We start from the raw sequence: 22731 nt of genomic DNA, 5'->3' as shown, positions 1-22731 counted from the left end.
GGCGCACCGGCACCCCTTCCGGGTGGCGCGGCGCGCTATCGGGACCGGGCCCGATACACGATGTAAGGGCGGAACAAATAGGGGATCGGTGCCGAAAGCGCGTGCACGAGGCGGCTGAACGGGAAAAGCACGAACAATGCCATCCCGATCACGGTGTGCACCTTGTAAAGGATGCTCGCGTGGCCCATCGCGGTGGCGTCCGGGCTGAGGGCGAAGATGCCGCGGAACCAGGGGGCGACCGTCGTCCGGTAGCTCACCTCGCTCGGCACGACCCCCGCGACCGTCGTCACCACGCCCGCGATGATCGCCGCGGCCAGCACCACGTACATGGTCTTGTCGTTCTTCGTCGTGGCCAGGAAGACGGGCCCGTTCGTACGGCGGCGGTAGATCAGCAGGGCCAGCGCCACCAGCGTGGCCACCCCGGCCAGGCCGCCCCAGATCAGGGCGTTGGCGTGGTAGGTCTCGTTCGACACGCCGATCGCGTCCGTCCAGGAGAGCGGGATGAGCAGGCCGGTCACGTGCCCGATGATCACGAAGATCAGGCCGTAGTGGAACACCGGACTGGCCACCCGGAGCAGCGGGCTCTCGTAGAGCTGCGAGGACCGGGTGGTCCAGCCGAACTTGTCGTACTTGTACCGCCAGATCAGGCCGCCGATGAAGATCACCAGGGTGACGTACGGCGCGACCACCCAGAGCATGCTCTCGCCCCAGCTCACAGGTACCCTCCCACGGTCTCGGCCGGCGGCCCCGCGGCGGCCAGGCGGTGCGCCGCGGCGCGTTCGGCGGCGGTGAGCGGCGGCAGGGCCGCGCACACCACGGCGATCACCTCCGCGTACGGCGACCCCATCTCGGTCAGGGCGGTCAGCAGCAGCTCAAGGCCGCTCCGGTGCTCCTTCAGCAGCGCCACGCCGGCCGGGTCGAGCGCCGCGAACTCCAGCACGACCGGCAGGAAGTCGGGCAGTTCGTCCTCCAGCGGCTCCCAGCCGGCCGCGCGGTAGCGCTGCTTGAGCGCGGCCAGGGACGCTCCGCGCCGGCGGGTGTCGCCGTCGGTGTAGTAGGTCAGGTAGAGGCAGCAGCGCCGGTGCAGGTCGAACGTCTCGACGTAGTGGGCGGCCAGGTCGCCCGCCTCCAGGTCCGCGATCCGCGTCAGGAACGCCGCGAAGTGCGGCTCGGCGGCCTCCCTGATCAGCGGGAGGCGGCGGTGGAAACGTTCGTCGGGATAGGCGAGCAGGTGTGCGGCGGCCTGCCAGATCACGGCCTTGTTCATGATTTCCCCTTCTTCGGGGGGAAGAGTCCGGCCGGGGCGCCCCGGCCGTCCCAGTTGAGGAGGTTCACCCGGTCGCGGGTGATCTCGTCGTTGGTCTGGCGGTCCTTGAGCCCGTGGAAGCTCTCGACGGAGACCGGGAGCGGCTTGCCCGACGCCTCGCCGAAGGGCGCCTGCATGCCGGGGCCGCCGTAGTAGTCGAGGCTGCACCCGGCCTCCTCGACCACGCCGGGCGTGTTGCCGTACGCGGTCGGGATCACGTACCGGTCTTCGTACTTGGCCAGGGCCAGCAGGCGGTACATGGCCTTGATCTCGTCCTCGTCCAGGCCGGTGTCCGGCAGGACGGGCTCCTCGCCCAGGTTGACCCCCCGCATGTACGAGCGCATCGCGGCCAGCCGCCGCAGCGCCGCCGTCACCGGTACGGGATCGCCCGCCGTGAACAGCTCGGCCAGGTACTCCACCGGGATGCGCAGCGACTCGATGGCGGCGAACAGGTTGCCGGCGTCCTCGCCGTCGTGCCCGGTGTTCGACAGGGCGTCCACGACGGGGGAGAGCGGCGGGACGTACCAGACCATCGGCAGCGTGCGGTACTCCGGGTGCAGAGGCAGCGCGATGCGATATTTCATGATCAGGTCGTAGACGGGGGACCTGCGGGCCGCCTCGACCCACTCGGCGGGCAACCCCGCGGTGGCCACGGCCGGGTCGTCGGGATCGACGAAGACGCCGAGCTGGGCCTCGTACAGGTCGCGCTCGTTCTCCACCGAGGCGGCCTCGGTGACCCGGTCGGCGTCGTAGAGCAGCACCCCGAGGTAGCGCAGGCGGCCCACGCAGGTCTCCGAGCACACGGTCGGCAACCCCACCTCGACCCGCGGGTAGCAGAACGTGCACTTCTCGGCCTTGCCGGTCCGGTGGTTGAAGTACACCTTCTTGTACGGGCACCCCGTCACGCACATCCGCCAGCCCCGGCAACGGTCCTGGTCCACCAGGACGATCCCGTCCTCGGCCCGCTTGTACATGGCCCCGGACGGGCAGGAGGCCACGCACGACGGGTTGAGGCAGTGTTCGCAGATGCGCGGCAGGTAGAACATGTACGCCTGCTCGAACTCCAGCTTGACCTGCTCCGACAACTTCCCCAGCACCGGGTCGGGGGACGGGTCGCCGCCCAGGTTGTCGTCCCAGTTCGCGCTCCAGCGGATCTTCATCGGCTCGTCGCTGATCAGCGACCTGGGCGGCGCGACCGGGACGTCGTCGGACAGCGGCGCGCGGGTGAGGTTCTCGTAGTCGTAGGTCCAGGGCTCGTAGTAGTCCTGGATGGAGGGCATGAGCGGGTTGGCGAAGATGTTCAGCAGCTTGCGGAACCGGCCTCCGGCGCGCGGCGTCAGCCGGCCCTTGCGGTCGAGGGTCCAGCCGCCCTGCCAGCGCTCCTGGTCCTCGTACCGCCGGGGGTAGCCCTGGCCGGGGCGGGTCTCGACGTTGTTGAACCAGACGTACTCGACGCCGGGACGGTTGGTCCAGGTCTGTTTGCAGGTGACGGAACAGGTGTGACATCCGATGCACTTGTCCAGGTTCATCACCATGGCGATCTGAGCCATGATCTTCATCAGTAGCGCACCTCCTGCGACCTGCGGCGAATGGTGGTGACCTCGTCCCGCTGGTTGCCCGTGGGGCCGAAGTAGTTGAAGGCGTACGAGAGCTGGGCGTAGCCCCCGATCATGTGCGTGGGCTTGATCAGGACTCTGGTCAGCGCGTTGTGGATGCCACCGCGGCGGCCGGTCGCCTCCGACTTCGGCACGTCGATCAGCCGGTCCTGGGCGTGGAACATGTAGACCGTGCCCTTCGGCATCCGGTGGGACACGATGGCCCTGGCCACGACGACGCCGTTACGGTTGACCGCCTCGATCCAGTCGTTGTCGGCGATGCCGAGCCTGGCCGCGTCCTCGGTGGACATCCAGATGGTCGGGCCGCCGCGCGACAGCGACAACATGAGCAGGTTGTCCTGGTACTCGGAGTGGATCGACCACTTGGAGTGCGGGGTCAGGTAGCGCAGGGTCGCGCTCTCGCCGAAGAGCTCGGCCATGTCCAGCGGCGGGCGGTAGACCGGCAGGGCCTCGCCGTACTCGTGCATCCAGTCGTGGTCGAGGAAGAAGTGCTGGCGGCCGGTGAGGGTGTGCCAGGGTTTGCCGTTCTCGACGTTGATCGTGAAGGGGGAGTAACGGCGGTCGTGCGCCTCCTTGCCGGACCACTCCGGGCTGGCGGCGACGTGCGTGGGCCGGGCCTGGGTGTCGGCGAAGACGATGCGGTGGCCCTCGTCCACGAGGTCGTCGAAGTTGCCCCCGGTGCGCCGGGCGAGCTGGCGGAAGCCCTGGGCGGCCAGCCGGCCGTTGCTCACCCCCGACAGCGCGAGGATCGTCTCGCACGCCTTGGCGTCGGTGTCCAGCTCGGGACGGCCCTTGGCCACGCCGCGCGGTACCAGGCCACAGCGCTGGCCCAGCCAGGCGACCTCCTCGTCCGGCATGAACGTGACGCCCTTGACCTGGAGGCCCAGCTTCTCCGTGAGCGGGCCGAGCGCGGCCAGCTTCTCCGCGACCGCGCCGTAGTCGCGCTCCACCACCTTGAGCGTCGGCTCGTGCGTGCCGGACGCGCGCCCGCCCGGCTGCCCGGTCTCGCCCGGCGTGTCGTGCTGGTACGGGACCACGACGACGTCCTTGCGCACCCCCAGCCGCTCCTTGGCCAGCGCGCTGAAGGCCCTGGCGATGGCGTGGAAGGCGGCGAAGTCCGTCCGGGTCTCCCAGGGTGGCGAGATGGCCGGGTTGAACGCGTGCACGAACGGGTGCATGTCGGTGGAGGACAGGTCGTACTTCTCGTACCAGGTGGCGGCCGGCAACACGATGTCGGAGAAGACCGTCGAGGAGGTCATCCGGAAGTCGAGCGTGAGCAGCAGGTCCAGCTTGCCCCTCGGCGCCCGCTCGTCGGGCTGCTCCAGGTTGGAGCCGGCGCCGAGCAGGTGGTGCAGGAAGTACTCGTTGCCCTTGGCCGACGAGCCGAGCAGGTTCGAGCGCCACAGGGTCAGCACGCGCGGCCAGTTGACCGGGTCGTCAGGGGCGTCCACGGCGTGCCGGAGCCGTCCCTGGCGCAGCTCCTCCAGCGTGTACGCCACCGGATCCTCGTGCTCGCCCAGCTCCAGCGGGTTGCGGTCGAAGGCCGGCGACATCGGCATCCAGCCGTTGCGTACGGACTCGGCCACCAGGTCGACCGTGTGCCTGCCGCGGAAGGCCCCGGGGCCGAGCGGCGTGGTCAGCGCGCCCGCGTCGAACCGGTCGTAGCGCCACTGGTCGGTGTGCAGGTACCAGTAGGGCGTGCCGGGCACCTGCCGGGGCGGCCGCGACCAGTCGAGCGCCCCGGCCAGCAGCGCCCAGCCGCTCTGCGGGCGGCACTTCTCCTGACCCACGTAATGGGCCCAGCCGCCGCCGTTGCGCCCCTGGCAGCCGGTCAGCAACAACAACGACAGGAACGCCCGGTAGATCGTGTCCCCGTGGAACCACTGCGTGGCGCCCGCGCCCATGATGATCATGCATCGGCCGCGCGAGGTCTCGGCCGTCCTGGCGAACTCCCGGGTGATCTTGACCACCCGCTCGGCCGGGACGCCGGTCACCGGCTCCTGCCAGCCGGGCGTGTACGGCTGCGCCGCGTCGTCGTACCCGGTCGGCCAGAGGCCCGGCAGGCCCGGCCTGGACACGCCGTACTGGGCGAGCAGCAGGTCGAACACCGTCGTCACCAGGTGTCCGCCGGCCCGCGCCACCGGCACGCCCCTGCGCAGGGTCCCCTCGCCGTCGAAGCGGGGCAGCAGGACCTGCGCGGACTCGCCGCCGTACAGGGTGAGTCTCGGGTCGGTGTCCAGGTCGAGGTTCCAGCGGCCCTCGCCGGAGTCGGTCCAGCGGAAGCCGACCGAGCCGTTCGGGACCACGGGTTCGCCGGACTCCGCCATGAGCACGGTCTTCCACTCGGCCGCCTCCTCCGCCGAGCCCAGGTCCTTGGCCGTGAGGAACTTGTCCGGCACGTACGCGTCCTCGTGCTCGCGCAGCGTGACCAGGAAGGGCAGGTCGGTGAAGCGCTTGACGTAGTCGGTGAAGTAGGGGACCTGGCGCTCGACGAAGAACTCCGACAGCAGCACGTGCCCCATGGCCATGGCCAGCGCGCCGTCCGTGCCCGGCCGCACGCTCAGGAACTCGTCGGCGAACTTGGCCGCGTCGCTGTAGTCCGGGGAGACCACCACGACCTTCTGACCCCGGTAGCGCGCCTCGGCCATCCAATGGGCGTCCGGTGTCCGGGTGACCGGGACGTTGGAGCCCCACATCATCAGGTACGCGGCGTCCCACCAGTCGGCCGACTCCGGGACGTCGGTCTGGTCGCCGAACACCTGGGGCGAGGCCACGGGCAGGTCGGCGTACCAGTCGTAGAAGGAGAGCATCGTGCCGCCGATCAGCGACACGAACCGGGAGCCGACGGCGTGGGAGACCATCGACATCGCCGGGATGGGGGAGAACCCGGCCACGCGGTCGGGCCCGTACGCCTGGATGGTGTGCACGTGCGCGGCGGCGATCATCTCGACGGCCAGGTCCCAGGTGACGCGGACGAGGCCGCCCTTGCCGCGGGCGCTCTGGTAGGCCACCCGTTTGTCCGGGTCGGTGGTGACCTCGGCCCAGGCGGCCACCGGGTCGCCCAGCCGCTCCCTGGCCTCCAGGTAGAGCCGCACCAGCACACCCCGCGCGTACGGATAGCGGATCCGGGTGGGCGAGTAGGTGTACCAGGAGAAGGCCGCCCCTCGCGGGCAACCGCGCGGCTCGTACTCGGGCCGGTCGGGGCCCACGCTCGGGTAGTCGGTCTCCTGCGTCTCCCAGGTGATGATCCCGTCCTTGACGTAGACCTTCCACGAGCACGAGCCCGTGCAGTTCACGCCGTGGGTGGAGCGGACGACCTTGTCGTGGCTCCACCGGTCCCGGTAGAAGGTGTCGCCTTCGGTGCCCCCCTTGAGGAAGAGAGTCCGCAGATCGCCGCTGGTGGTCGATCTGCGGAGGAACCGGCCGGTCTTCAGCAGGACGTCCTCGGCGCTCATACCCCCACTTCATCACAGAAGGTGACCCTCTGTTACACAGAGTGTATGTCTGTGCTTCGTAAAGGTCAGGTGCGGAACCTGGCGCTGGCCACGGCGGCCTTCGCCGTGACGTTCTGGGCCTGGAACCTCATCGGGCCCCTGTCGGGCAGTTACAGCAGGGCACTGCACCTGTCCCCGACACAGACCTCGCTGCTGGTCGCGATCCCGGTGCTGGTCGGCTCGCTCGGCCGGATCCCGGTGGGCGTGCTGGCCGACCGGCTCGGCGGGCGGCGCATGTTCGCCGTCATCTGCTTCGTGTCGATCGTGCCCGTGTTGTTCGTGGGCTGGTCGGAGTCGTACGGATGGCTGCTGTTCTGGGGCTTCCTGCTGGGCATCCCCGGCACGTCGTTCGCCGTCGGCATCCCGTTCGTCAACGCCTGGTACGAGCCCGCCCGCAGAGGCTTCGCCACCGGCGTGTTCGGCGCCGGCATGGGCGGGACCGCGTTGTCGGCGTTCTTCACCCCGCGCCTGGTCGAGGACTTCGGCCGGTTCCCGACACACCTGCTCATGGCCGCGGTGCTGGCCCTGATGGGCGTGATCATGATCGGCGGCAGCCGCGACTCGCCCGAGTGGTCGCCCGCCACCGCCCCGGCCCTGCCCCGGATGCGCGAGGCGGTGAAGATCAGTGCCACCTGGCAGTGCGCCTTCCTGTACGCCGTCACCTTCGGCGGCTTCGTGGCGTTCTCGACGTACCTGCCGACCCTGCTCCAGAACGTCTACCACTTCGCCCAGACCGGCGCCGGGCTGCGCACGGCCGGGTTCTCGATCGCCGCCGTCGCCGCCCGGCCGATCGGCGGCACGTTGTCCGACCGGATCGGGCCGGTCAAGGTGATGCTCATCTCACTGGCCGGAACCGTCGTGATGGCGGTCGCGCTGGCGTTCAAGCCGCCCGCCGAGGTGCCCGCCGGGGCGTGTTTCGTACTCATCGCCTTCTTCCTCGGCCTCGGCACGGGCGGGGTGTTCGCCCTGGTGGCCCAGCTGGTCGAGGCGTCGAAGGTGGGGACGGTGACCGGCCTCGTGGGCGCCGCCGGCGGGCTGGGCGGGTACTTCCCGCCGCTCGTGATGGGGGCCGTCTACGGCGCGACCGGGTCGTACACGGTGGGATACATGCTGCTCGCGCTGACCGCGCTGGTCACGTTGTTCTACACCGCGCGCACCTTCAGGCACGTGCCCAGCCGTTAGCGGAACGAAAAACGGTTTGCCGGGCAGGGGGATGGGTTGTCAACCTTGTCAGGCCATGCGTTCCCTACCTGAGGCCGATCCCGGCCTGCCCGACATCCGCAGCCCGCTCCGCTACCTGTGGTGGAACGCGCGGCGCCAGGCCCGCTCCCTGCTGGCCGGCATCGGCTTCGCCACGCTCTGGTGGCTGGTCCAGGCGCTCGTGCCCGCGGTGCTCGGCAAGGGCATCGACGCCGTCACCGCCAAGGACACCGGGGCGTTGCTGACCTGGGCGTCGATCCTGCTCGGGCTGGGGTTGCTGCAGGCGTTCACCGGGATCATGCGTCACCGGATGGCGGTCTTCAACTGGTTGTCGGCGGCGTACCGCACCGTGCAGGTGACCGCGCGGCAGGCCGCCAGGCTCGGGGCGACGCTGCCCAAGAAGGTCTCGACCGGCGAGGTCGTCAGCGTCGGCAACTCCGACATCGCCCACATCGGCAGCTCCATGGACATCCTGCTGCGCGGCACCGGCTCGGTCGTGGCGATCGTCGCGGTCACCGTGATCCTGCTGACGACCTCGGTCCCGCTCGGGCTGCTCGTGCTGTTCGGCGTGCCGCTCATGGCGGTCGCCGTCTCGCCGCTGCTCAGGCCGCTGCACCGGCGGCAGAAACACCAGCGCGAGCTGACCGGCGAGCTGTCCACCAGGGCCGCCGACATCGTGGCGGGCCTTCGGGTGCTGCGCGGCATCGGCGGCGAGCAGGTGTTCGCCGCCCGTTACGGCGAGGAGTCCCAGCGGGTCCGCCATGCCGGGGTCGGCGTGGCCCGGGTCGAGTCGCTGCTCGAAGGCGCCCAGATCCTGCTGCCCGGCCTGCTCATCGCGGTCGTCACCGGCGTCGGCGCCACGTTCGCGGTCGGCGGCGAGATCAGCACCGGCGACCTCGTCGCCCTCTACGGTTACGCGGCGTTCCTGATCGGCCCGCTGCGCACCTTGACGGAGGCCGCTGACAAGCTCACCAAGGGCCACGTCGCGGCCCGCCGCGTGATCCGCATCCTGTCGATCGAGCCCGAGGTCACCGGCGGCGCCGAGACCAGCGGCGGCGGCGTGCTGCGCGACTCCTACAGCGGCGTCACCCTCCAGCCGGGCACGCTCACCGCCGTCGCGGCGGGCGCCCCGGAGGAGGCCGCCGCCATCGCCGACCGGCTCGGCCGCTACGCCTCCGGCGACGTCACGTTCGGCGCCGTCGAGCTGGCCACCCTGCCCATGGACGAGATCCGCTCCCGCATCCTGGTCGCCGGCAACGACGCCCGCCTGTTCACCGGCAGGCTCAGGAACGAGCTCGACGTCCGCGACGCCGCCTCCGACGAGGAGGTGCGCGCGGCCCTGCACACCGCCTGCGCCGAGGACATCGTCGAGGCGCTGCCCGACGGCCTCGACGCCCTGGTCTCCGAGGCCGGACGAGAGTTCTCGGGCGGCCAGCAGCAGCGGCTGCGCCTGGCGCGGGCCCTGCTCACCGATCCCGAGGTGCTCATCCTGGTCGAGCCCACCAGCGCCGTCGACGCCCACAGCGAGGCCCGCATCGCCGAGCGGCTGGCCAAGGCGCGCGCGGGCCGGACCACCATGATCTGCACGACCAGCCCGCTGGTGCTCGACCGGGCCGACCACGTGATCTACGTGGAGGACGGCCGGGTGCTGGCCGAGGGGACACACCGGCACCTGCTGGCCGCCGCCCCCCGATACGCCGCCACCGTGACCCGAGAGGAGGACTGACCATGGCCCGCGAGATCCTGCCGGTCGCCGACCGGAAACAGGTCCGCGCGTACGCGCGCCGCCTGACGCTGAAGTACCCGCGTCAGCTCACCGTCGCCCTGGCCCTGCACGGCCTGGCCGCCGTCGCCGGGCTCGTCGTGCCCTGGCAGCTCGGCAGCCTGGTCCAGACCGTCCAGGACGGCGGCGACGTCGACGGCCTGCTCGTGGCCGTCGTCATCGGCGCGTTCCTCTTCCTGCAAGGACTGCTCATCCGCTTCGCCGTGCTGGCCTCGGCCAGGCTGGGCGAGAAGGTGCTGGCCGAGCTGCGCGAGGAGTTCGTCGACCGGGTGCTCGGCCTGCCGCTGTCCACGGTCGAACGGGCCGGCGCGGGCGACCTGATCACCAGGACGTCGCGCGACGTCGACTCGCTGTCCAGGACCGTGCGGCACGCCGTGCCGGAGACGCTGATCGCGCTGGTCACCTTCGTGATCACGATGGGCGCGCTGGTGCTGGTCAGCCCGCAGCTCATGTTGCCGATGCTGGTCGCCGGCCCGCTGATCTGGTTCGCCACCCGCTGGTACCTGAAGCGGGCGCGCGACGGCTACCTGCGCGAGAACGCCGCGTACGCCGACATGACCGAAGGGCTGGCCGAGACCGTCGAGGGCGCCAGAGCCGTGGAGGCGCTGCGCCTTCAGGAACGCCGCCGCGAACGCACCGACGGCGACATCCGCCGCTCCTACGCCGCCGAGCGCTACACCCTCGGCCTGCGTACCCTGTGGTTCCCCGCGGTCGAGCTGGGCTACGTGATCCCCGTGGTCTCGACGCTCCTGGTCGGCGGCCTGTTCTACACCAACGACTGGGTGACGGTCCAGCAGGTCACCGCCGCCCTGGTCTACGCCCAGCAGCTCATCGACCCGCTCGACCGCTTCCTCATGTGGATCGACGAGCTCCAGGTGGGCGGCGCCGCCATGGCGCGGCTGCTCGGCGTGGCCAACGTGCCCGACGACCGTGAGCCCTCCGCCGCCCGTCCGGCCGGCGAGCTGCTGAAGGCCGACGACGTGCGCTACGCCTACCGCGAGGGCCGCGACGTGCTGCACGGCGTGTCCCTGACCGTCGCGCAGGGCGAACGGCTGGCCATGGTCGGCCCGTCCGGGGCCGGCAAGTCCACGCTCGGACGGCTGCTGGCGGGCATCCACGGGCCGCGTACGGGCGAGGTCAGCGTGGGCGGCGTGCCGCTGGTGGAGCTGCCGCTCGACGACCTGCGCGGGCACGTGGCGCTGGTCACCCAGGAGCACCACGTCTTCAAGGGCACCGTCCGCGACAACCTGCTGATCGCCCGCCCCGACGCGGACGACGCGGCGGTGCGCGACGCGCTGGCCGCGGTCGCCGCCCTCGACTGGGTGGAGGCGCTGCCCGACGGCCTGGAGACCGAGGTCGGGTCCGGCGGCACCGCCGTGCCGCCCGCCCAGGCCCAGCAGCTCGCCCTGGCCCGGCTGGTCCTCGCCGACCCGCACACGCTGGTGCTCGACGAGGCCACCTCGCTGATCGACCCGCGGGCCGCCCGCCACCTGGAACGCTCGCTGGCGGCCGTCCTGGAGGGTCGTACGGTGATCGCCATCGCCCACCGGCTCTACACCGCGCACGACGCCGACCGGGTGGCCGTCGTGGAGGACGGACGGATCACCGAGCTGGGCTCGCACGACGAGCTGGTCACCGAAGGCGGCTCGTACGCGGCCCTGTGGGCGAGCTGGCACGGCACCCCGGCCGCCACCCCCTAGGCCGTCGCCTGCTCCCTGGGGGTTGCGGTGATCGTCCGGCGCTGTCAGCATCGTCGGAGTGAGCACCTGGCAGCGCGCCTGGGAAGGCGTGCTCGGACTCCTCGCCGTACTGGGCCTGGCGCTGGTACTCGTCACCACGCGCAGTGAGCTCGTCCTCGACATCCTCGCCCAGACCGGGCAGCTCGGGTTGATCGTCATGGGGTTCGGCCTGTCGCTGCGCACCGGCACGCCCAACCTGGCCGTGGGTGCCGTCGCGTCCGTGAGCGGCGCCTTCGTGGCGTTCACGACGACCGCCGCGGGCGTGCCGCTGCCGCTGGCGATGTTGCTCGCGCTCGTGCTGGCCGGGCTCGCGGGCGTGGTCATGAGCGTGTTCACGATGGTGTTGTCGGCCCCGGCCTGGGCCGTCTCGCTCGGGGCCGCCGTCGTGTGCGAGGCCGTGGCCGCCGCGCTGCTCGACGGCCGGACGATCCCCCTCGCGACCGCGGGGCTCTACCCCGGCCCGCTGGGGTTCGCCGTGTTCGCGGTCATCTCGATCGCCGGCGGCCTGCTGTGGACCCGACAGGAGGTGCGCGCCGACCTGGGCGGCGGATGGCCCGGCGCGGTGCTCGGGCTCGCCGGGTCGAGCGTGCTCGCCGCCGCGGGCGGCATCGCGCTGCTCATGCGCCTCGGCGCGGCCACCCCCGGCAGCCAGGGGCTCTACACCACCGTGTTCGCGCTCGCCGCCGTCCTCCTCGGCGGGACCAGCCCGTACGGCGAGCGCGCCGGCGTCGCGGGCACCGTGCTCGGCGTGCTGATCCTGGCCATCGCGCAGGGCCTGCTCGCCTACTTCGGCGCCCCCATGTGGGTGTTCGTACTGGTCATGGGGGCGGTCGTGCTGATCGGCCTGGGGGCGTCGAGGTTGCTCGACGCCCTCCGGACCGCCTAGCCCAGCGACTTCTTGAGGAAGTCGACCTGGAGCAGGAGCAGGTTCTCGGCGACGACCTCCTGAGGCGTCATGTGCGTGACGCCCGAGAGCGGCAGCACACTGTGCTGGCGGCCGGCCGCGAGCAGGGCCGAGGACAGGCGCAGCGTGTGGGCGGCCACGACGTTGTCGTCGGCCAGGCCGTGGACCAGCAGCAGCGGGCGTTCGAGCTTGGCCGCGTCGGCGAACAGCGAGGAGTTGTCGTACACCTCGGGCTGCTCGTCCGGGTGGCCCAGGTAGCGCTCGGTGTAGCAGGTGTCGTAGAGCCGCCAGTCGGTCACCGGCGCGCCCGCCACGGCCGCGTGGAAGACGTCGGGACGCCGCAGCACCGCGAGCGCGGCCAGGAACCCGCCGAACGACCAGCCGCGGATCGCCACCCTCGACAGGTCGAGGTCGTCCGGGTACTGCTCGGCCACACCCTGAAGGGCGTCGATCTGGTCCTCAAGCGCCGGGGTCGCCAGGTCGCCCAGCACCGCCCGCTCGAAGTCGGGCCCCCGGCCCGGGGTGCCGCGCCCGTCGGCCACGATCACCGCGAAGCCCTGCTCGGCGAACCACTGGCTCTCCAGGAACGCGCCGCGCCGGTTGAGCACCCGCTGGGCGTGCGGGCCGCCGTACGGGTCCATCAGGACCGGCAGCCGGCCCGAACCCTGCTCGTACCAGGACGGCAGCACCACGGCCGTGGCCAGCTCCCGGCGCCCCGAACGCCCCAGCGACACCCGCAGGTCGAGCCCGGGACGCTCGGCGTACGACGGGATCGCCACCGCCATGCCGTCACGCCGCACGACCGTGGTCGAGACGCCCTCGGCGTCGAGGCTCTGCTCCGACAACACGCCGACGCCCCCGGACATCCGCCCCGAGAACACCCCGGAACGGGTCGAGACCGGCAACAGCGAGTGGCCGTCCCAGGTCCACAGGTGGATGTCGGTCGGGTCGCCGCCGCTCGCGCTGAACAACACGCTGTCGTGGTCGACGTCGAGCACCGACCGGACCTGGAGCGTGGGCGGCGTGACCGCCCGGTCGCCGACGAACAGCCGGTGGCCGCCCTCCGAGGTGGCCACCCACACCAGCGAGCCGTCGTCGAGGTGGGCGGGCACGCCGGTCACGATGTCGACCCAGGCGGGGTCGGCGTCCTCGCGGACGAGCGTGGAGACGCCGGTCGCCGGATCGACGGAGAACAGCCGCATCGTCTTCTGGTCGCGCGTCAGCGTCACGATCGACAGCGCGTGGTCGTCCCAGGCGGCCGTCGTCAGGTACTCCTCCGCGTACGGCACCGCCACCCGCGACCCGTCGAGCCCCAGCACGAACAGCTCCGTACGGGCGTTGGGCGTGCCGGCCGACGGGTAACGCTGGGCGTTCGCCGGACGGGAGGGGTTGGCCGGGTCGGCGATGTACCAGGTGTCGACCGGCTCCTCGTCGGCCCGCTCGACCAGCAGCGCGTCGCTCGACGGCGACCACCAGTAGCCGCGCATCCGGTCCATCTCCTCGGCGGCGATGAACTCGGCCAGGCCGTAGGTGACGGTCGGCGACTCCGGCGTGGCGAGCACCAGGCCGTGCCCGGAGGCGAGGTCCTGGACGTACAGCGCGCCGCCCGTGACGTAGGCCACCTGCCGGCCGTCGGGGGACAGGCGGGGGTCGATCACCGCGCCCGGCGTCTCCAGCCTGCGGGTCTCGCCGCTGGCCAGCTCGACGACGTAGAGCCCGCCGGACAGGGCGAAGGCGGCCCTGGTCAGGGCGGAGTCGGCGCCGTAGGCCACCACGCCGCCCGCGGCCTCACGGCTGCGCTCGCGCCGCGCGCGCTCCTCCGGAGGCAGGTCCTCCTCGTCGGCGTGGAGGGCGCGGGGGTCGACCACCAGGCGTTCGACGTGGGTTTCGGTGTCGAGCTCCCACAGGCAGGTGACCGGGTCGGTGCCCGACTTGGTCCGCAGGAAGACCACTCGTCCGCCGTCAGGGGAGATCGTGAACCCCCTGGGCACTCCCAGGGTGAACCGGCGGGTCCGTGCCGACAGTCGCGGGAAGCTCTCACTCATGGGCTCAATCCTGCCAGTATCCAGCCATTGTTACGCTCATGACTATGACTGATCGCCGCCTCCTGCTCGTGCACGCCCACCCGGACGACGAGTCGATCGGCACCGGCGCGACGATGGCCAAATACGTCGCGGAAGGCGCCCACGTCACGCTGGTGACCTGCACGCTCGGGGAAGAGGGCGAGGTCATCCCCGCCGACCTCGCCCACCTGGCGGCCGACCGTGACGACCTGCTCGGGCCGTACCGGATCGGCGAGCTCACGGCCGCCTGCCAGGCGCTCGGCGTCGAGGACCACCGCTTCCTCGGCACGCCCGGCCGCTGGCGCGACTCCGGCATGATGGGCGTGGCCACCAACGACCGGCCCAACGCGTTCTGGCAGGCCGACCTCGAAGTGGCGGCCGGCGAGCTGGTCAAGGTCATCCGCGAGGTGCGCCCGCAGGTGCTGGTGACGTACGACGCCAACGGCTATTACGGCCATCCCGACCACATCCAGGCCCACCGGGTGGCCCGCCGTGCCTTCGAGCTGGCCGCCAAGCCCGACTACGTCCCGGACGGGCGTCCCGGCCCCCGCCACGACGAACCGTGGCAGATCGCGAAGTTCTACCACACGGCCGTGCCCAGGTCCGCCATGCGGCGCACGGCCGAGGCGCTGCGCGACTCCGACACCGGCTACCTGGTGGAGGACGTCGACGACATCCCCTTCGGCAGCCCCGACGAGGACATCACCACCGAGATCGACGCCCGGCCCTGGGTCGGGAACAAGCGGGAGGCCATGCGCGCCCACGCCACCCAGATCAGCGTGGCCGGGCCGTGGTACGCCCTGTCCAACAACATCGGCCAGGAGATGCTGGGCGTCGAGCACTTCATCCTGGCCATCGGCGTCCCCGGACAGCCGGTGCCCGGACCGCCCGTCGAGGCCGGCGGGCTCGGCGAGCCGCAGAACCGCGAGAACGATCTCTTCGCGGGCATCCATTAACCTCGTTGCCCATGGAGCATCGCAGCCAGGCGGAGTCGGCGCTGGGAGGGGCGGCGTACGGCATGCTGTTCGTGCTGGGTGTCGTGCTCGGGGTCGTGGGCGGGTTCACGCACGCGCAGGGACCGCAGACCGCCGTGCCGTGGGCCGCGCTCGGGTGGGTGCTCGTGCTGTTCCTGGTGCCGCTGGGAGCGGGCAAACTCATGCGTACGAGGCTCGCGGCGTTCGCGACCGGGCTCGGCTGGCTGCTGGTGACGATGCCGTTCACGCTCCAGCTCAGCGCCGGGGATCTAGTGATCGCGCAGGGTTCGGCGGGGTATGTCTACCTCTATGGCGGATTGCTGGCTCTTGTGGCGGCGTTCATGTTTTCGCCCTCGTCTGGTGGGGGATCTTGGTTGTTGCGGGGATACCCTCCTCCAAAGAATCCGACGTAGAGGCATAAAGTAACGTCGTGCATTCCATAGAGCGGCATGTGGACCCGGGAAACTACCGCAAGGTCGTCGGCCGCTTCGCCACGGGAGTCGCGATCGTCACGACCCGGCTCGACGGCGTGGACCACGCGATGACCGTGAACTCCTTCACGTCGGTGTCGCTCGACCCCCTGCTCGTGCTCTTCTGCGCCGAGAAGGTGGCCCGCTTCCACGACGCCGTGGTCGAGGCCGGGGTGTGGGGGGTGTCGGTGCTCCACGCCTCCATGGAGGACGCCTCCCGCTTCTTCGCCCACCGCGGCCGTCCGCTGAACGGGCAACTGGCCCGGTGGGAACACCATCGCGGGGACTCGGGGGTCGCGCTGTTCACCGGCGCCCTGGCCACGGTGGAGGTCGCTACGACGGCGGTGTACGACGGCGGTGACCACTCGATCGTGGTGGGCGAGGTGACCGCCCTCGCCACCCCGGCGGAAGGCGCACCCCTCCTCTACCACGACGGCCGCTACAAGACCCTCTGACAGACCTGGGTGTTATTCAGCCAGGACGTTGATGACACCGCCGGTCGGGTCTCAGGATTCGGGTTCCGACTGCTTTGAACCCCAGCGGGCCTGCCGCCGGCTGTTCACCGGCAACGACGAGCGCGCCGCCGCCCTCGCTCCGGGCGCTCGACCACTACAACGATCGCCGTCGGCACAGCGCCCTGGGCGGACTCCCGCCGACAGGGACTCCCACCGACAGCACGTGCGCAACCAACTTGTGGGCTGAGTGCACCTCGGCCGCTTGGTCAAGCATGCCCGGCCCCCGGCAGCGCTTCGGGCCAGGCGTCGAGGGCCTGGCCCGAAGCGGGTGGTGGGTTTCGGCTACGGGGTGGGGGTGTCGGTGGAGTCGGACGGGGGCGGCGTGTCCGTGGGGACGCCGGTGTCCGACGCGGTCGGGGTCGGGGTCGGGGTTTCGGAAGGGACGTCCGTCGGCGGCGCGCACGTCGGGATGTCCGTGGGTACGTCCGTGGGCACGTCGGTCGGGACGCCCGTGGGAGTGTCCGACGGGACGTTCGTGGGCGTGTCGGTCGGGACGTCCGTTGGCGTGGGGGTCGGAGTGGGAGTCGGGGTGTCGGTCACCGGTGGGGTGATCTGGGGCTGGACGGAGTCCGAGACCGAAACCGACGGCGTGGCGGTCGGCGGCTCAGGAGGCGGGAGGGTGTCCGTCGGCGGGGCGGGCTGACAGGTGAACGTCACCGTCTCCGTCGGCCCCGGCACGGTCACCGTCGGACCGGGAACGGTCACGGTGGGACCCGGGACCGTCGCGGTCACCGTCGCCTGCTCGGTCACCGTGGTCGTCACGGTCGCCGTCGCGCCCGGCGTCGCCGTGGCGGTCGGGGAGACCGTCACCGTGCGGGTCGGCCAGGGGAGCGGCGTGACCTTGACGGCCGGCTTGCCTCTCGTCTTGTACGTGCCCTTGCCCAGCTTCTTCGTGCTCTGCCCGGCTCCGGTGGTGACGGGGAGCTGCGCGGTGGCGCTCTTGCAGGACTTGCTCCTGCACACCTTCTGCTTCACGGTGAAGCGGGCCGCCCCGTCGTACTTGACGGATACATTCAGGTACGAGACGCCCTTCTTCTTGACCACCTTCGTCGTCGCGGTGTAATCCCCGACCGAGGGCTTCGTCGACGGTGTCGTCGTCGGGGGCGCGGCGACGGGTAACGCCACCTGCGCGCCGGAGGGAGAGTCAGTGGAACGTAGGGGATCGGTTGCCGATGTCTGGGTGATCGCGAACCCGCCGGCTCCTGCCAGTGCGACGGTGCCGAGCAGCGCGCCCAGGATGGAAAATCTCATAATCCTGCTCTTGTGGGAGATTTCAGGACGCAGATCATTATTCCGACTTGTCAAGATTGGTCAAGACTGAGACGCATGAACAGGCGCTATCGGTTCCGGCGGGTGGTGAACTATCTGAACCTCGCCACCCCGTTCGGACTGCTGATCTCGATCATCGGCGGCGCGGCCCGCCGGCCCGGCCCCGACGGGCTCATCCTCGCCTTCGGCTACCGCTACGGATTCCCGATCGCGGGCGCGTTCACGGTGGGGAACGTCGTGCTGACCAGGCACGACTCACTGGACGACCGGCTCATCCGGCACGAAGGACGGCACGCCACCCAGTGGGCCTGCTGCGCCGGGTTGCCTATGCTCCCGCTCTACCTGCTGGCCATGCTCGTGTCGGTCGTCGTGTGCGGTCACCAGGCGTCGTACAACGTGTTCGAGCGCCTGGCCGACCTCGACGACGGCGGCTATCCGCATGCCCCCGTACGGTGGCGGAGGCGACGGCATATCGGCTGACCCAATTTCCGGACCTCAATGTTTCTCCTGGGCACGGCGGGGTCCGACCCGGCCCAGGACGATCGCCGCGATGGCGAGGCCCGAGATCGCCCCGGCCGACAGGACCGACGCCGTGGACGGCCCCACGACCGCGACCCCGGCCACGGCCAGGGCGGAGACCAGCGCGGCCACCGCGACGTACGCCCAGGTCGCCAGGCGTACGGCCCTCAGCCGCGCCGCCTCGGACGGGAGCGTGCGGGACAGCAGCCAGGACAGGGCCGGCAGCAGGAGCACCCCGTGCATGAGGACGGCGTGGGCCGGCTTGAGCGCGGTGGCCACCGTGTAGGCGAGCTGCTGATTGCCCGTCACCACCTGGACCACGCCCCGGGCGATCATGACGCCGCCGAAGACCATCGACGCCAGCAACGTGGCGAACCCGGCCCGCACGGCCAGGCGGGTGCTCGGCGCGACGCCGGGGGCCGGCCGGAAGGCGGCGACCGTCATGGTGATCGCGATGACGATGAGCACGCCGCCGAAACCGGCCAGCGTGCGGGCCACGGCCGTGTCGAAGGGGGTCTCCATGTTGAAGTGGGACGGCACGCCGCGCCGCGCCTGAAGGGTGATCAGGGCCACCTCGAACGTGGAGGCCACCGTGAACGCCCCGAGGACGAAGGCGCGGGCGCGCAGCCGTAACCACTGGGACACCCAGGTCAGGGTCAGCACGCTCAGCCCGAACGACACCCCGAACGTGAACGGCTTGCGCCACGACACGGCGCCCTCCCACGGGCCGCCGGCCACGACGAGCACGCCCAGGTGCACGAGGCCCACAAGCACCAGGAAGGCTCCGACGGAGTACCAGAGGCGGTTCATGCGGCCATGCTGGCAGGGCCGGTGCCGCCGGCGCGTCGGACCACGGGCTGGGTCGCGCCTACAACCACGGTCGTACGCCGCCCCTCGCCCCAGGAGCCCTCAGGGGGACGCACGGCCCCCGGACGGTCTATGGGGACGGGGCGGGGTGAGAGGACGGGTCAGGGGTGAGGGTGAGGGTGTGGGTGGCGGACTTCTTGACGGACTCGGGGTTGGAGTTCATGGGCAGCAGGTCGCCTCGCGCCCACGCCTCCGCCTGGTCCCAGTAGTTGTCGTGGAAGGCGTGCCCGGAGGCGCCCGTCAGGTTGATCCACCGGGACTTGTCCAGGTCCGACAGGTCGACGACCATGCGCATCGACGGCACCGCGGTGACCCCGTACCCCTTCTGCACGTTCCAGCCGGTCGCGTTCACCGCGTCCTTGTTGCCGGGTACGGCGAACGGGCCGCGGTTGAACAGCGCCTCCACCGGCGCCAGGCCCGAGGTGCCGAGCGTGCCGTTGACCAGTTCGAGCCGGTGCAGGTCCCCCCACTTCCAGGACCTGAACTCCGTGCCGAACATGTCCGCCAGCTCCTGGTACGCGGAGGCCATCGCCTGCCGCAGGATGTCGTCGCGGGTCTCGGTGAGGTCCTTGGTGGTCACGTCGTCCCAGAAGGGGTCCTCGGGGGTCGAGAGCAGGCCGGCGACCACGTCGTACCAGCGGTCGCCGCCGCCGGGCCACACCTGTTCGGGCAGGTCGTCGTCGAACGTCAGCATGAGCAGGTGCCGCCAGACCGCGTTGAAGTAGGCGGCGGGCGCGGAGTCGAGACCCTGGGAGTGGTCCCACGTGCGCAGCAGCTCGCGCGCCTCGCGGGCGGGCCCGGCCACGGGCACCTGCAGCAGCTCGGGCACCAGCGTCGCGGCGAACCCGTTGGAGGTGTCCTGCTGGATGTCCGACATCGTCCCGGTGTCGATCTTGCCCTTCCCGATCGCCTGCTTGACGAGCTCGCGGATGCGCTCGGAGCGGTAGCCGTAGGACCAGTCCTTGGTCAGCAGGGGCTTGTAGCGGCGGGGGTCGATGACGGCGTTGTTCGCCGTGACGATGAACCCTTCCGCCGGGTCCTCCACCGTGGGGAGCTGGTCGTAGGGGATGAAGTCGGGCTTCCAGTCGTACTCGCCCGTCCAGCCCGGAACCGGCCAGGTGCCGTCGCCGTTCTCCCGTACGGGGATGCGCCCGGGGGCCTGGTAGCCGATCTTGCCGGTGGTGTCGGCGTAGATCAGGTTCTGGGACGGCACCTCGAACAGCGCCGCCGCCGACCGGAACTCCGGCCAGTTGCCCGCCTTGTTGAGCGCGAAGATCGCGTCCACGGTCTTGCCCGGTGTGAGGGCGGTCCACTGGAGAGCCACGGCGTTGGCCTCGCCGCTGGGCTTGGCGTCCGCCATCACCTCGTTGATCAGCGGCCCGTGCCGGGTGCTCTTGACGGTGATGGTGACGGGGTCGCCGCCCGCGACCTTGATCTGCTCCTGCCTGGTCTCCAGCTTGACCTGCTCGCCCTTGTACAGGTACGTGTCACCGTCCACCTTCTCCAGGAAGAGGTCGGCCACGTCCGGCCCGAGGTTGGTGAACCCCCAGGAGATCTTGTCGTTGTGCCCGATGATCACGCCGGGCACGCCGGAGAAGGTGAACCCCGTGACGTCGTACGGACACTGCTGGGACATCTTCCTGCAGTGCAGCCCGGCCTGGTACCAGACGGACGGCATCTGCGGCGACAGGTGCGGGTCGTTGGCGAGCAGCGGCTTGCCGCTCGCGGTGTGCTGTCCGGAGACCACCCACGAGTTGGACCCGATGCCCTCGCGTTCCTCGCTGCTCATCGTGCTCGGCACGGCGTCCAGCGTCGCGGCGGCCTGGGAGAGCGCGCGCACGCCGCCGACCTGCGGCTCGGCGCGCTGGTCGTAGCGGCCCTGGGAGAGCGCGCCCTCGGTGACGATCGGGGTGTGCCGGTCGTACGGGTAACCGGGGTAGAGCTGGTCGACGCGCTCCTTGGGCAGCTTGGTCAGCGCCAGGGCGCGGTCGATCTCGTCCTCCATGTTGGAGCGCAGGTCCCACGCCATGGCCTTGAGCCAGGCGACGGAGTCGACCGCGGTCCACTTCTCCGGCCGGTACTCGCCGTTCTGCAGCTTGAGCACCGAGTACTCGAGGCTCCGGTCGGAGGCGTTGGGGTTGGCGTCCAGCCAGGCGTTCACACCCTTGGCGTACGCGGCCAGGAAGTCCTGGGTCTGCCGGTCGAGTCCGGGCAGCTCCTGCTCGGCCACCCTGCGCCAGCCCATGGTCCTGAGGGCCTTGTCATTGCCGAGCGTGGCCTTGCCGAACAGCTCGGACAGCCGTCCCGCGGTGGTGTGGCGGCGGAAGTCCATCTCGAAGAACCGGTCCTGGGCGTGGACGAAGCCCTGCGCCATGAACAGGTCGGCCGCGGTGTCGGCGTAGATGTGTGGAATTCCCGATTTATCGCGATAAATCTCCACGTTCCCCGTCAGGCCCGGCAGCCGCAGCGTCCCGTCCACCTGCGGGAACGACTTCCGCACGGTGTACACCAGGACCCCCGCCAGCACGAGCGCCAGCGCGACAAGCACGGTCAACACCCGAGCGAACCACCGCAAAGGCCACGGCATCCACGCAAAGGGTCTCACCGATACCTCCATCTTGCCGAACTTGAACAAGTCTGGCAGCCCTGACTCACTGCTCCGGCCTTTTCAGGTGGTCGGAGGGCCAGGGTGGAGGATCGCCGCGGCTACGCGGGCCGGATCACAGGGCCCAGCTCTGCCCCTCGGGGGTGTCGGTGACGGTGACCCCCAGCTCCGCGAGCTCGTCCCGCAGCCGGTCGGCCGCCGCCCAGTCGCTCGTCTCCCGCGCGCGGGCCCGCCGGTCCAGCAGCTCCCCGGCCCCGGCGGGCAGCACCCGGGGCTTGCCGATCTCCGTGGACAGGTCGAGCGCCAGCACCTGGTCCAGGTGCAGGAACGTCTCGAACTTCGACCCCGGCGCCACCGACTCGTCCTCCTCCAGCTCCCGCAGGATCCGCAGCGCCGCCGGGGTGTCCAGGTCGTCGTCGAAGGCCGCCTCGACGCGTTCGGCGTACGAGGAGGCCATGGGCGCGCTGGGCGACTCCGACCACTCGGCCACCCGCGCCCGCCACCGCCGGACCGTCCGGTCGGCGGCCCGCAGGGTGTCCCACGTGAGGTCGAGCGGCTGCCGGTAGTGGTGTTCGAGGAACGCCAGCCGCACCGCCAGCGGGTCGAGCCCGGCCGCGACCACGTCGGACAGCGGCACCGCGGCCCCCGCATCCCCTGCGGACCCGGCCATCTCGTGCCCGTCGAACAGCACACGCCCGCCGTGCACCCAGTGTCGTACCACCTCGTGGCCGGTCGCCGCGTCGGACTGGGCGCGCTCCTCCTCGTGCTGCGGGAAGAGCAGGTCGGCCGCGCCGACGTGGAGGTCGACGCGCTCGCCGAGGAAACGCAGCGACAGGGCCGAGCACTCGACGTGCGGGCCGGGAAGCCCCCGTCCCCAGGGCGCCTCCAGGCCCGGCTCACCGTCGGCGGGCCGCCACAGGGCCCAGTCGGCATGGAAACGCCCGTGCGGATCGGCGGGTTCGAGCTCGTCCAGACGTTTGCCGGAGATCTCCCCGTACGCCGGGAACGTCCGTACGTCGAAGTACACCGAACCGTCCGGAGCCGCGTACGCGTGCCCGCGTTCGACCAGCTTGGCGATCAGCTCGATCGTCAGGCCGGCCGGCTCGCCCGCGCGCGGCGTGTGCTCCGGCGGCCGGAGGTTGAGCGCGGCCGAGTCGTCCCTGAAGGCGTCCTCGTGACCGCGGTCCGGGCCGCCGGCGTCGGCGTCGATGAGGTTCCGGCAGACCACGACCCGCGTCCGCCGCCGCTCCAGGACCCGCCTGATGAGGTCGGACAACACGTACGTCCGCAGGTCGCCCACGTGGGCCCGGCGGCGGACGGCCGGCCCGCACGTGTACACGCGCACCGCCCGCCCACCTGGGAACTCCTCGATCCGCCCGGCCCGAGTGTCGTAGATCCGCAACATCA

Annotated in this window: 17 protein-coding genes; 8 read left to right on the top strand and 9 right to left on the bottom strand. The window is 71.1% G+C overall.

The genetic code is table 11. From position 1 onward, the window contains the following. Positions 1-35: 35 nt before the first annotated feature. Genes narI through IEZ27_RS43095 form a run of 4 tightly spaced genes read right to left on the bottom strand, consistent with a single transcriptional unit; the run spans position 36 to position 6377 of the window. Positions 36-716: a respiratory nitrate reductase subunit gamma gene (gene narI, locus IEZ27_RS43110; RefSeq protein ID WP_229824848.1), complete on the bottom strand. Its 681-nt coding sequence runs from the start codon at positions 714-716 to the stop codon at positions 36-38. Beyond that, positions 713-1267, bottom strand: coding sequence for a nitrate reductase molybdenum cofactor assembly chaperone (gene narJ / locus IEZ27_RS43105; protein WP_189652532.1), 555 nt, complete (start codon positions 1265-1267; stop codon positions 713-715). Before narJ ends, narI begins: the two co-directional genes overlap by 4 nt. Then, a complete protein-coding gene (gene narH / locus IEZ27_RS43100; RefSeq protein ID WP_189652531.1) occupies positions 1264-2865 on the bottom strand; it encodes a nitrate reductase subunit beta in 1602 nt (533 codons plus the stop codon). Before narH ends, narJ begins: the two co-directional genes overlap by 4 nt. Then, positions 2865-6377, bottom strand: coding sequence for a nitrate reductase subunit alpha (locus tag IEZ27_RS43095; protein WP_189652530.1), 3513 nt, complete (start codon positions 6375-6377; stop codon positions 2865-2867). The genes narH and IEZ27_RS43095 overlap by 1 nt, the downstream gene beginning before the upstream one ends. A 45-nt stretch (positions 6378-6422) precedes the next feature. Between IEZ27_RS43095 and IEZ27_RS43090 the strand changes: the two genes are divergently transcribed. Genes IEZ27_RS43090 through IEZ27_RS43075 form a run of 4 tightly spaced genes read left to right on the top strand, consistent with a single transcriptional unit; the run spans position 6423 to position 12024 of the window. Then, a complete protein-coding gene (locus IEZ27_RS43090) occupies positions 6423-7598 on the top strand; it encodes an MFS transporter (RefSeq protein WP_189652529.1) in 1176 nt (391 codons plus the stop codon). 55 nt (positions 7599-7653) lie between these two features. Further along, positions 7654-9342: an ABC transporter ATP-binding protein gene (locus IEZ27_RS43085; RefSeq protein WP_189652528.1), complete on the top strand. Its 1689-nt coding sequence runs from the start codon at positions 7654-7656 to the stop codon at positions 9340-9342. Positions 9343-9344: 2 nt separating this feature from the next. Beyond that, complete coding sequence (locus IEZ27_RS43080; RefSeq protein ID WP_189652527.1) at positions 9345-11099, top strand: ABC transporter ATP-binding protein; 1755 nt, start codon at positions 9345-9347, stop codon at positions 11097-11099. A gap of 58 nt (positions 11100-11157) precedes the next feature. Continuing rightward, the gene (locus IEZ27_RS43075) at positions 11158-12024 is read left to right on the top strand and encodes an ABC transporter permease subunit (protein ID WP_189652526.1); all 867 of its coding nucleotides are present in this window, start codon (positions 11158-11160) and stop codon (positions 12022-12024) included. Here IEZ27_RS43075 and IEZ27_RS43070 read toward each other — a convergent pair. After that, entirely contained in the window at positions 12021-14087 is a 2067-nt protein-coding gene (locus tag IEZ27_RS43070) for a S9 family peptidase (RefSeq protein ID WP_189652525.1), read from the bottom strand. The two genes, IEZ27_RS43075 and IEZ27_RS43070, sit on opposite strands and share 4 nt — an antisense overlap. A 44-nt stretch (positions 14088-14131) precedes the next feature. Here IEZ27_RS43070 and mshB point away from each other — a divergent pair, with 44 nt between their 5' ends. The 3 genes from mshB to IEZ27_RS43055 are packed head-to-tail and all read left to right on the top strand — an operon-like array spanning position 14132 to position 16004. Next, positions 14132-15061, top strand: a complete 930-nt coding sequence (gene mshB / locus IEZ27_RS43065) for an N-acetyl-1-D-myo-inositol-2-amino-2-deoxy-alpha-D-glucopyranoside deacetylase (RefSeq protein ID WP_125636753.1) — start codon at positions 14132-14134, stop codon at positions 15059-15061. Between the two features lie 11 nt (positions 15062-15072). Further along, positions 15073-15492 carry a DUF6113 family protein gene (locus IEZ27_RS43060; protein ID WP_189652524.1) on the top strand — a complete coding sequence of 140 codons (420 nt, stop codon included), beginning with the start codon at positions 15073-15075 and terminating at the stop codon, positions 15490-15492. 17 nt (positions 15493-15509) lie between these two features. Further along, positions 15510-16004, top strand: coding sequence for a flavin reductase family protein (locus IEZ27_RS43055; protein ID WP_229824847.1), 495 nt, complete (start codon positions 15510-15512; stop codon positions 16002-16004). 342 nt (positions 16005-16346) lie between these two features. Here the strand turns inward: IEZ27_RS43055 and IEZ27_RS43050 are convergent, their stop codons facing one another. Then, the gene (locus IEZ27_RS43050) at positions 16347-17315 is read right to left on the bottom strand and encodes a hypothetical protein (RefSeq protein ID WP_189652523.1); all 969 of its coding nucleotides are present in this window, start codon (positions 17313-17315) and stop codon (positions 16347-16349) included. Between the two features lie 75 nt (positions 17316-17390). Between IEZ27_RS43050 and IEZ27_RS43045 the strand changes: the two genes are divergently transcribed. After that, entirely contained in the window at positions 17391-17813 is a 423-nt protein-coding gene (locus IEZ27_RS43045) for a hypothetical protein (RefSeq protein WP_189652522.1), read from the top strand. A 15-nt stretch (positions 17814-17828) separates the two neighbouring features. Here the strand turns inward: IEZ27_RS43045 and IEZ27_RS43040 are convergent, their stop codons facing one another. The 3 genes from IEZ27_RS43040 to IEZ27_RS43030 all read right to left on the bottom strand — a co-directional run bounded on the left by IEZ27_RS43040 (position 17829) and on the right by IEZ27_RS43030 (position 22729). Beyond that, positions 17829-18662, bottom strand: coding sequence for a hypothetical protein (locus tag IEZ27_RS43040; protein WP_189652521.1), 834 nt, complete (start codon positions 18660-18662; stop codon positions 17829-17831). A gap of 127 nt (positions 18663-18789) precedes the next feature. After that, positions 18790-21306 (bottom strand): penicillin acylase family protein, encoded by a 2517-nt coding sequence (locus IEZ27_RS43035; RefSeq protein ID WP_229824850.1) that lies wholly within the window; start codon positions 21304-21306, stop codon positions 18790-18792. A 133-nt stretch (positions 21307-21439) separates the two neighbouring features. Beyond that, positions 21440-22729 carry a CysS/YqeB C-terminal domain-containing protein gene (locus tag IEZ27_RS43030; protein WP_189652519.1) on the bottom strand — a complete coding sequence of 430 codons (1290 nt, stop codon included), beginning with the start codon at positions 22727-22729 and terminating at the stop codon, positions 21440-21442. Between the last annotated feature and the right edge of the window lie 2 nt (positions 22730-22731).

Source organism: Nonomuraea spiralis, assembly GCF_014648435.1.
Lineage (GTDB): Bacteria > Actinomycetota > Actinomycetes > Streptosporangiales > Streptosporangiaceae > Nonomuraea > Nonomuraea spiralis.
The sequence above is the reverse complement of the archived record's forward strand: the minus strand, read 5'-3'. Positions and strand labels throughout refer to the sequence as shown.